At 54.0% G+C, this 8,777-nt stretch carries 9 protein-coding genes; 5 read left to right on the top strand and 4 right to left on the bottom strand.

Going from position 1 to position 8,777, the window contains the following annotated elements; all coding sequences use genetic code 11:
* Window positions 1–187 precede the first annotated feature (187 nt).
* Complete coding sequence (locus tag ENN68_01685; GenBank protein HDS44803.1) at window positions 188–1,096, top strand: hypothetical protein; 909 nt, start codon at window positions 188–190, stop codon at window positions 1,094–1,096.
* Window positions 1,097–1,332: 236 nt separating this feature from the next.
* On the opposite strand, the gene ENN68_01680 is transcribed toward ENN68_01685, so the two are convergent.
* Together ENN68_01680 and ENN68_01675 are read right to left on the bottom strand one after the other, a co-directional pair.
* A complete protein-coding gene (locus ENN68_01680; GenBank protein HDS44802.1) occupies window positions 1,333–2,730 on the bottom strand; it encodes an MATE family efflux transporter in 1,398 nt (465 codons plus the stop codon).
* Between the two features lie 33 nt (window positions 2,731–2,763).
* Window positions 2,764–3,063 (bottom strand): hypothetical protein, encoded by a 300-nt coding sequence (locus ENN68_01675; protein ID HDS44801.1) that lies wholly within the window; start codon window positions 3,061–3,063, stop codon window positions 2,764–2,766.
* Between the two features lie 185 nt (window positions 3,064–3,248).
* On the opposite strand from ENN68_01675, the gene ENN68_01670 reads away from it, so the two are divergent.
* The 4 genes from ENN68_01670 (at window position 3,249) to ENN68_01655 (ending at window position 7,812) form a co-directional block, all read left to right on the top strand.
* Window positions 3,249–3,764: a hypothetical protein gene (locus ENN68_01670; GenBank protein HDS44800.1), complete on the top strand. Its 516-nt coding sequence runs from the start codon at window positions 3,249–3,251 to the stop codon at window positions 3,762–3,764.
* Window positions 3,765–3,978: 214 nt separating this feature from the next.
* Window positions 3,979–5,562: a hypothetical protein gene (locus tag ENN68_01665; protein HDS44799.1), complete on the top strand. Its 1,584-nt coding sequence runs from the start codon at window positions 3,979–3,981 to the stop codon at window positions 5,560–5,562.
* Window positions 5,563–6,164: 602 nt separating this feature from the next.
* Window positions 6,165–6,467 (top strand): transcriptional regulator, encoded by a 303-nt coding sequence (locus tag ENN68_01660; protein HDS44798.1) that lies wholly within the window; start codon window positions 6,165–6,167, stop codon window positions 6,465–6,467.
* Window positions 6,468–6,630: 163 nt separating this feature from the next.
* Complete coding sequence (locus ENN68_01655; protein ID HDS44797.1) at window positions 6,631–7,812, top strand: MFS transporter; 1,182 nt, start codon at window positions 6,631–6,633, stop codon at window positions 7,810–7,812.
* Between the two features lie 399 nt (window positions 7,813–8,211).
* Here ENN68_01655 and ENN68_01650 read toward each other — a convergent pair whose 3' ends face one another.
* Both ENN68_01650 and ENN68_01645 read right to left on the bottom strand, forming a co-directional pair.
* Complete coding sequence (locus ENN68_01650; protein HDS44796.1) at window positions 8,212–8,475, bottom strand: hypothetical protein; 264 nt, start codon at window positions 8,473–8,475, stop codon at window positions 8,212–8,214.
* The gene (locus ENN68_01645; GenBank protein ID HDS44795.1) at window positions 8,340–8,561 is read right to left on the bottom strand and encodes a hypothetical protein; all 222 of its coding nucleotides are present in this window, start codon (window positions 8,559–8,561) and stop codon (window positions 8,340–8,342) included. The genes ENN68_01650 and ENN68_01645 overlap by 136 nt, the downstream gene beginning before the upstream one ends.
* Window positions 8,562–8,777 lie beyond the last annotated feature (216 nt).

The raw sequence follows: 8,777 nt of genomic DNA, 5'->3' as shown, positions 1-8,777 counted from the left end.
TAAATATGCGCAAAAAGGATGAACAGGCATCGCTCGGCGATGAAAGGGCGATTCGCGACCACCCATGCTGTGCTGATGACCTCTCGGGCGAGACCTTATGGGTTAAAAAGAAGAGTTTAGGTACCTTAATACCTGTCTGTTCTGTTTATCTCATGAGCTGGAACTCGATCTCGTTTGACCTAGCACCATGAACTACCACGCACTCATCGATACGCTCATGGTAGAACTTTCCGCACTGGCGTTGGACCGGTACAAATTCTTCAGTGCAAGTATCGAGAGCCCTCCGCTTGCTGAGCATCTGGCCAGGACAAAGCTGCGGCTGCCCCTGATAAACGGTCCGGGTATGTATGAGGTCACAGCGGAGTCGCTCGTTGGACCTCTCAAGCCCGCTTTCCGTATCGCCCAATGGCTGGGCGAGGAGTACCCTACTGTCCTCTGGCATCACGGGAACGCCGAGCGCCCCTTTGATTTCCGCTGGTTCAGCACTACCAGCTTCAAGCGGATTTTTATCGGCTCGCGAGAGCCCGTGCAGGCAAACCTCATTGTGCTCGCCGCGCCCTTTCACCGGCGCTCGCTGAAGACCTACTCGGAGCAACTGCGCGATTTGGCGAAGTTCGCAGCCATGCTCGCTGTCTCAGTCAGGCTCGTTGATGATCTTACCGGCTACTGCAAACGGAGTACGAATAATCGCGTGATGGTATCCGGTATAAGCCTCGGCGGCTGGGTCACGAATATCCACCGCGCGTTTTTCAATACCGCCGATAGCTATGTGCCCTTGCTCGCCGGTGCGGCGCTTGGTGATATCTTCACGAGGTCCGTTTACCGAAAGCTGACCGGGCGTCTCGCTCGCGCAAGCCCAGACGAACTGAGAGCGGTGCTCAACTTCGAGCGGGAGTTCGCACGAATCCAGGCGAATAACGTGTTCCCGTTATTGGCACGGCACGATCAGATCATCCGGTTTGATCGTCAACGGATCTGCTATGGCAACCGGCGGATCATAACGCTGGAGAAAGGACATCTCACCGCCTCACTGGTACCCGGGGCGCTCAGGCGGCATATCCTCCGACAGCTAGAACGGCTCACGCGTGCACAGTAATAATCCAACTGCTGCTTCACGTTCAGGCATGAAAGAGGGCGTTGATCGTAAATCGCGCCCCTTGCCTGTCTGTAGTCATTCCAGTCGCCAGCAGCCTGACCGTACTGGTGGTATTGTATTGATTGCGCTGCTGCCTTCATCCCGGGCATACGGTGGTATAAGCGACGGCGATAGTGAACAGAGCAACCAATGCTTCCGTGAACTGGTAATTCAATTCGTGCGGTCGCGTAAGCGGCCTATGATCGCTTTTTCACCAACCCCCGGATGTACAGCCGCACCCAGGTGAACGCAATGAGCGCGCCGACGATATTCGCGGTCACCAGACCCCACCAGACCCCCACGAGCCCCCAGGCGAAGACCACGGCAAAGAGGACCGCGAGCAGTACGGTGAGAATGATCGTACGCAGGAGGGTAACGAGCAGTGCGTTCACCCCTTTGCCCGTGCCCTGAAAGACCGCGGACGAGAGCATACCGAACGAGATGGATGGATAGAAGAGGCAAATGATCCTGAGGAAGAGCGTGAGATCGGGCGCGATCCGCGCAGCCGCTTCCGCTTGCGTGAAAACAGCTGCGATCTGCGGCGCGAAGATGAAGGTAATAACGGCGATCACGGTCTCCAGGAGCAGCCCGATCTTAATTGCATAGAGATGCGCGATGCTCAACCGGCTAAAGACGCGTGCGCCATAGGCCGCGCCAGTGACCGGCACCACCGCGGTTGCGATCCCCATCGTGGGCAGAGTGGCCATGCTCACCACCCGCCAGCCGGTCGAGTAGACCGCGACACCATCCGTCGTATCGACCATCACGATGATCAGGTTCAGGACGAGCATGGTGATCGACATGGAAAGCTGCATCGCCGCGGACGGCAGTCCAACGCTGAACAGATCCCGGACAATGGCGCGATCGCAGGCAAAATCGCGGAAATTGAACGAGACGTACGTGTCCCGTTTGAAGAGGAGCCAGTAGAGCATGACGAGTGACGTGATAGCGAGCGAGAGTACGGTCGCCCAGGCAGCCCCCGCGATACCGAGCCCGAGCGTATAAATGAAGATCGGATCAAGGAAGATGTTCAGGCCCGCGCCCAGCGCCATTGCGTACATCGCGCGCTTCGCATCGCCCTCGCCGCGCAGGATCGCATTCGCGACGTTCGAGAAGAAGAGGAAGATGCTGCCCGCAAAGACGACCTGGCCGTACGCGACGGCCAAGGACACCGTCGTGCCGGCTCCAATGCGGATAAAGAGTTCCTCGGCACATACCACCAGCGGAACGGTATAGCCAACCGCGAGGATCATCATAATAATGACCGTATGGACCGCGACATTGTCCGCACCAGCCTTGTCCTGCGCGCCGATTCGCCGCGCGAGTGCCGAGCCGGTGCCCACGCCCAGCCCGTTGGAGAGCGCCATCGCGAAGAAGAAGAACGGGAAGACGAATCCAATGCCCGCGAGCGCATCAGCGCCGAGACCCGCGACCCAGAAGGCGTCCACGAGATTGTACAGTGTCTGGATCGACATCGCGGCGATCATGGGCAGGGCGAGCTTCCAAATCGCTCGCTTCGGATCGCCGAGCAGCGTCTTCACACCTTCCGTTGCGTTTGGCCGTGCGCGCTCACTCGATACACCGCGATTCGTCATCGCTGTTCCAACCGTAACACCATCAGCCATGAGTTAGTCATTAGCGAGAAACTCATCCAGCTTGCGCTCGAATTCCGGTAGCTTTTCCTTAAATACCGCGATCATTTCCGCATCTTCATCAGCGGTCATTCCACGATTGAAGAGCGCGTGAATATAGCTGCCAACGACGGTATCAACAACGCCCGCGGTATAGCTTATCATCGTTTCTCGCGTCGGCTCGATTCCTACTCGCGCGAGAAAATCACGCTCCGCTTCCGCAATTGGCTCGAAATTCTCGAGCCATGCGCTCAAGACCGCTTTCAGATTCTCGCTCACTTCATCTGGTAGTACCATGTTCTCTCTCGCCCCATAATCCTCTTACATGCTCTCACAATGAACAGCTCGGTGCACCAGTGAACGAAAGCGGAAGTACCGTTCCACGAGACCGCCATTGCGAGGATGCTCATGAGTAAGATGCAGAACCGAAAGAGAAAAGTACGTGGGTTTTCGTGCGTTCGCGCACATTGCCGCTCGACGTAATGACGGAGCTCGACGTGGTCTCATCGCACATAATCGCAGCTGCGCTTACCCCGGCTGCGGGATCGCGCTTCTCGGCGATCTCCACGGTCAGGTTATCCGCTCAACGCATGCGTTCGCTGCTTCGCTCTTCAATCTGTACTGTACAAGCCGAACACATGCTGCAGTTCGGCTGCCTCGGCGCGATCACCGCCAACGGCACCTCATACCTCGCGCCCGGGAATGGCAGCACGCAAACGAACGAGCTCACGGTGCATGTGCCGCGTGCGGGGATCCTCCGCAACCTGCACGTTCAGCAGCGCGTCGCTTCCGGCGCGGGCGGCCGCACCGACAGCTACACGGTCCGCGTGAACGGCGCGGACAAGGCGATTACCTGCACGCGTGATAACGCGACCGCTGGTGAAGATACCACGCACGCGGTCGCGGTTGCGCAGGGCGATGCCGTGAGCATCAAGCTCGTCTCGAATGATGTCGCGGATGCGAGCGCAGACGTGAGTGCTGCGCTCGTGCTCGTGTAAGCGCAGAAGTGAAGAAGCCTGGCATGCCTTCTTCTAAGTGTTACCGCTTTCTTCCCTCTGCATACCAGCGACTTGTGGTGGGTCGTGTGTTTTTTAGCGACCATGAACTGAGCGCGAGCCAAAGCAAAAGGCTTATTTGTAGCATCCTTCCTACCTCATCACGTTAGTCTACCGCACCCGTGGACTTGCCGAAGTTGTAATGTGAGGTGGAAGATTGAGAAGCGAAAGAAGAAGGATCTGGAACTGTTTGCTCGTTGCGGTTCTTGTCACAGTGCTTGCGTTCGTGAGTGATGGTTGTGCTGCGGATGCCTATACCGTATGCTCTAGTGGCTGTGATTATACCAGCATACAGGCTGCGATCGATGCTGCGAACTCGAGAGACACCATCATCGTCAGAGACGGCATCTTTACCGAAAATATTGATGTTACCGTCGATAATGTGACCATTCGTTCTGAAAACGGCTCTGCGAACTGCGTCGTGAACGCATTGGATCAGAACGACCATGTGTTTGAGGTGATAGCGGATTATGTGAACATCCGCGGATTCACAGTTCAAAATGCGACTGGCTCTGTAAAGGCAGGAATATATCTTACTAATGATCACTGCACTATTTCAGAAAATACCGCCTCGAACAACTACGAAGGCTTTCGTCTCGCTTATTCGAGCAGCAACAATTCTCTGACGGACAACACCGCCTCGAACAATACCTACGGCATTTCCCTGTATTCTAACTGCAACAACAATTATTTGACGGGCAACGCCGTCTCGAATAACGACGACGGCATTATGCTATATTATAAGTGCAACAACAATAATTTGACAGCTAACACCGCCTCGAACAACACTTACTACGGCATTACCCTGAGTTATTCGAGCAACAACAACCTGACGGGCAATACCGCCAACTCGAACTACAGGTACGGCATTACCCTGAGTTATTCGAGCAACAACAATACTCTGACGGGCAACACTGCTAACTCGAACAACCACACAGGCATTTCCCTGTCTTCTTCGAGCAACAACAACCTGACGGGCAATACCGCCAACTCGAACTACTGTTACGGCATTTCCCTGTCTTCTTCGAGCAACAACCTGATCGGCAACACCGCCTTAAACAACGACGCGGGGATTCAACTGTATAATTCGAGCAACAACAACCTGACCGGTAATACCGCTACCGCGAATAACTGGTACGGCATTTACCTGCGGTTTTCGAGCAACAACAATACTCTGATAAACAATACTGCCAACTCGAACAACTACTCCGGCATGTACCTGGATGATTCGAGCAACAACACGCTGACAGGCAACACCGCTAACTTGAACATCGAATACGGTATTCGCCTGTATAATTCGAGTACCAACCTCATCTACAACAACTACTTCGATAACCCGATAAACGCGGACGATGACGGCAACAATATCTGGAACCTATCCAAAATCCCGGGCACAAACATCATCGGCGGCTCCTGGCTCGGCGGCAACTACTGGAGCGATTATATGGGCGAAGACACAAACGGCGATGGTCTCGGGGACACACAACTTCCCTACAATTCTAAGGGTTACATCCAAAACGGTGGCGAGTGGCTGCCGCTCGTAAAAGCAGGAGCACCGCCAGGCAGATGGGACATCAACGAAGACTGCACCGTGAACTTCATCGATCTGGCGATACTGTCCGCGCACTGGCTTGAGCTACCGACTGCACCATTTCCGCGCTACGATATCAACGAAGATGGTGTCGTTAACTTTATAGATTTAGCGATCTTATCCGCACACTGGCTAGAAACCACCTGCTAAACAACGAAAACGATTGAGTTCGTGGACCGCAACCAGCAGCAAGCGGCACGAGGGCTGGATACCGGCGATACGCCTGAGTTGCTGAGTTGAGCCGAGAATAAAGTTCAGAAATTCGCACCGATGCAAGCAAGCGCAGACGTCTCCGTCGCGCTTGCTCGTCGGAATGGCAAGTAAGGATCTCAAAAACCTAACGTTTTAACCACGCATTACCAAGATATTTATCATATGGTTCAGTCAAGACGGCGGACACCCATAAGCTCTCTCACGTTATTGCTAATAAGCTAGCGGCCTGGATGAAAATCCGCCTAAAGGGCATGACATAACGGCAAAACGGCTCGAAGCGGCATGAATTGCGGTACACGCGATTGTAGTGAATAGTGTGTTTTCCTCACGGCTTCCGCGGCATTCCGCGCCTTCTTCGCCTTTCTTCTGCGTGTTACCGCTTGCTTCTATCTTCATACCGGCTGCCCTCGCGCTACCCTGCTGGCTACCACAGGTTCGTTCTATAGGTTCTTACCGGATACTCGTATGATAATTACATAACCTTTATATGGGTAGTTGGTGAATGCATACTTAGTTGCTCCATCGGCACGGAGATACAGATGGCCGGGACTCAATTAGAAGTGCTGCTCAAACAAGGGCTGAAAGCTAGCCTCAAGAAGCGGTTCAAGAAACGCAGAACGAAATTCGATATCCTGGTAGATATTCTCGAGGTCTCCCGAAACGGTGCTCTGAAAACGCAGATCGTCTACCGTGCGAATCTGAATTACAACAGGATAGATCGGTATTTGAAAACCCTGGAACAAAACGGCCTACTCGTAAACGCGGAAGCCTGCTACACCACCACGGAGAAAGGCGAAGAATTCTTGCGTGAATACTCGAATATGCGACTGGTAGTTACCTGAATGATAAGAAGTCCGTGCTGGTGACCACCCGGGTAAAAAACGCTGGGCTTGCGGTTGAAGCTTGCGGTTGAATGCCGTTCTTATCGCCTCTCACGGTTGTGGTAAAACCCGTTTCCCGTTTTAAAAGGATTACTTAGACTTACCTCTATTTTACCGACACGCAATGTCTCCGTCACAGACCAATTTTAACCGAGCACTGTATCGCGATCCGAATCTTCAAATCATCTTTATAGTCACGCTGGTCGCCGTTATGGGTATATCCAGTATATCGCCCGCGTTCCCTGAGATACAAGCTGCGTTTGGAATTTCCCAACCTGCGGTCGGGCTGCTCATCGTTGCATTCACGCTCCCGGGCGTGCTGGTCACACCGATCTTCGGCGTACTCGCGGATCGGTACGGCAGAAAGAGCATTTTAGTACCCTCGCTATTGCTCTTTGGTGCGGCAGGGAGTGCGTGCACACTTGCCCGCGATTTCAATCTTCTTCTCGCTTTACGGCTCGTGCAAGGTCTCGGCGCTGCCTCTTTAGGCTCGCTTAACGTCACGATAATTGGAGATCTCTATTCCAAACGGCAACTTGCCACTGCGATGGGATATAACGCGAGTGTGCTCAATCTAGCAGTTCCGAGCTATCTCGTTATTGGCGGCGCACTAGCGTCCTTTGCATGGTATTATCCATTCGCACTGTCCGTAGCCGCGATTCCCGCGGGCATTCTCGTTTTGACTTCACTGCAGAGTAGCGAGCCAAGAAACCAACAGGAGTTTAAGCACTATTTGCGAAGCGCACTTCGGAGCATAACGGATCGACAGGTGCTCGGGCTCTATGCCATTACACTGTTTACGTTCGTTATCCTCTTCGGCGCGTACCTGACATATTTCCCCCTTCTTCTTGGCAGCGAGCGATTCCATGCTTCGCCGTTTCTCATCGGGATCATCACCTCCAGCATGGGCCTGACCACGGCGACCATATCTTCGCAATTGGGTAAGTTAACCCTGAGATATTCCGAAAAGATGCTTATAAAAGGTGCATTTATCCTGTATGCACTTACCTTTTTTAGCATTCCCTTTGTACAGACGATCTGGCTGTTTTTCGTCCCAACAGTGATCTTCGGCGTCGCTCATGGTATGAACTTGCCGAGCGTTCAAACGCTATTGGCTCGATTGGCACCGATCGAAAATCGTGCTGCCTTTATGTCGCTCAACGGAATGGTGCTGCGATTAGGGCAAACGTTAGGGCCGCTCGTCCTGGGCGTCATGTTCATCATTGACGGATTTGAGGGCGCGTTCTTTGTCACCGCGGGCATTGCGGTTGCGATCTTCTTTCTGGCGTCTGTTGTATTGAAATAGCTGCCCTTTTTAGCGCACGCGGACAAGGCGATAACCTGCACGCTCGATAACGCGACCACCATCAAGGATACCACGCACACCGTACCGGTGCAAAAGGCGACGCGGTGAGCACCAGAATCCGCACCTACGTAGCATGGCGCGCCAAGCCGATGCTCTGAGCGGCCGTCGTGAAGTGCGCAAAATCACGTATTAGCGCGGCTCCTGGAATGCAAACAGTTTAGTTACCGTCCAAACAGTCCTGGAGAACTTTGTGCCGCACTTCCGCGACCACGCGCTGTAAGATTCCTCCCGCCTCCCTTTCTAAAAAATAAGTAGAGCTAAGCTCCGTGAAGGGTGCTGGCTCGGGATTCACCTCATTGACCCTCGCGCTTACCCTCCGGGCGATGAGCGGTAAGCTTGCTACTCTACTGGCTGGACAATGGCTGAGGTGCCGATCACGAGCATCGCAGTGCAGGTGCGTGCCGCGGATTCCGCACGAAATAGCGTTTCGGTGAGTATTGGCTCGCCGAAGGAGATGACATCGGGCTTTAAGAGGCCGCTGCAGATGCAGCGTAACGGTACAAGATCGAACACGGCCGGAAACAGCCGTGGAATTCGATGACGTTCGAACTCACGGCTCGCTGGTGCATGCCATCTATATTCTGTGTCGTGATACAGCGCAATTTCCCTGGATGCTCGAGCTCCGCGAGTGCGTGATGTGCTGCTTGTGGTTCCGCAGCGGAAACCGTGGTGAGCATCCCATTCAGCAAGATCCAGGCCTTTTCCGGAGTGCTGCGAAACGTGTTTATGTCTGCGTGCTCTGCGTGATCATACTACTCCCAGAGCCCGTCTCTGCCTCGAAATGGTGCAAATGTCGCTTTCCACCGAGATACCAGCTCCGGTGAAAGCAACCACGCGGCTCGCGTTCGCGATCGTACGTGCAGCGAGCGTGAGCAATTCATCACGCGTTCTTACTGAATTATTAT

Source organism: Methanomicrobia archaeon, from assembly GCA_011049045.1.
Classification (GTDB): domain Archaea; phylum Halobacteriota; class Syntropharchaeia; order Alkanophagales; family Methanospirareceae; genus JACGMN01.
This window is presented reverse-complemented; position numbering and strand designations above follow the sequence as displayed.

Excerpts from the sequence above, each read along its gene's own strand:
- ENN68_01685 (HDS44803.1), top strand. The coding sequence starts at position 188 with ATGAACTACCACGCACTCATCGATACGCTCATGGTAGAACTTTCCGCA.
- ENN68_01680 (HDS44802.1), bottom strand. The coding sequence starts at position 2,730 with ATGACGAATCGCGGTGTATCGAGTGAGCGCGCACGGCCAAACGCAACG.
- ENN68_01675 (HDS44801.1), bottom strand. The coding sequence starts at position 3,063 with ATGGTACTACCAGATGAAGTGAGCGAGAATCTGAAAGCGGTCTTGAGC.
- ENN68_01670 (HDS44800.1), top strand. The coding sequence starts at position 3,249 with ATGACGGAGCTCGACGTGGTCTCATCGCACATAATCGCAGCTGCGCTT.
- ENN68_01660 (HDS44798.1), top strand. The coding sequence starts at position 6,165 with ATGGCCGGGACTCAATTAGAAGTGCTGCTCAAACAAGGGCTGAAAGCT.
- ENN68_01655 (HDS44797.1), top strand. The coding sequence starts at position 6,631 with ATGTCTCCGTCACAGACCAATTTTAACCGAGCACTGTATCGCGATCCG.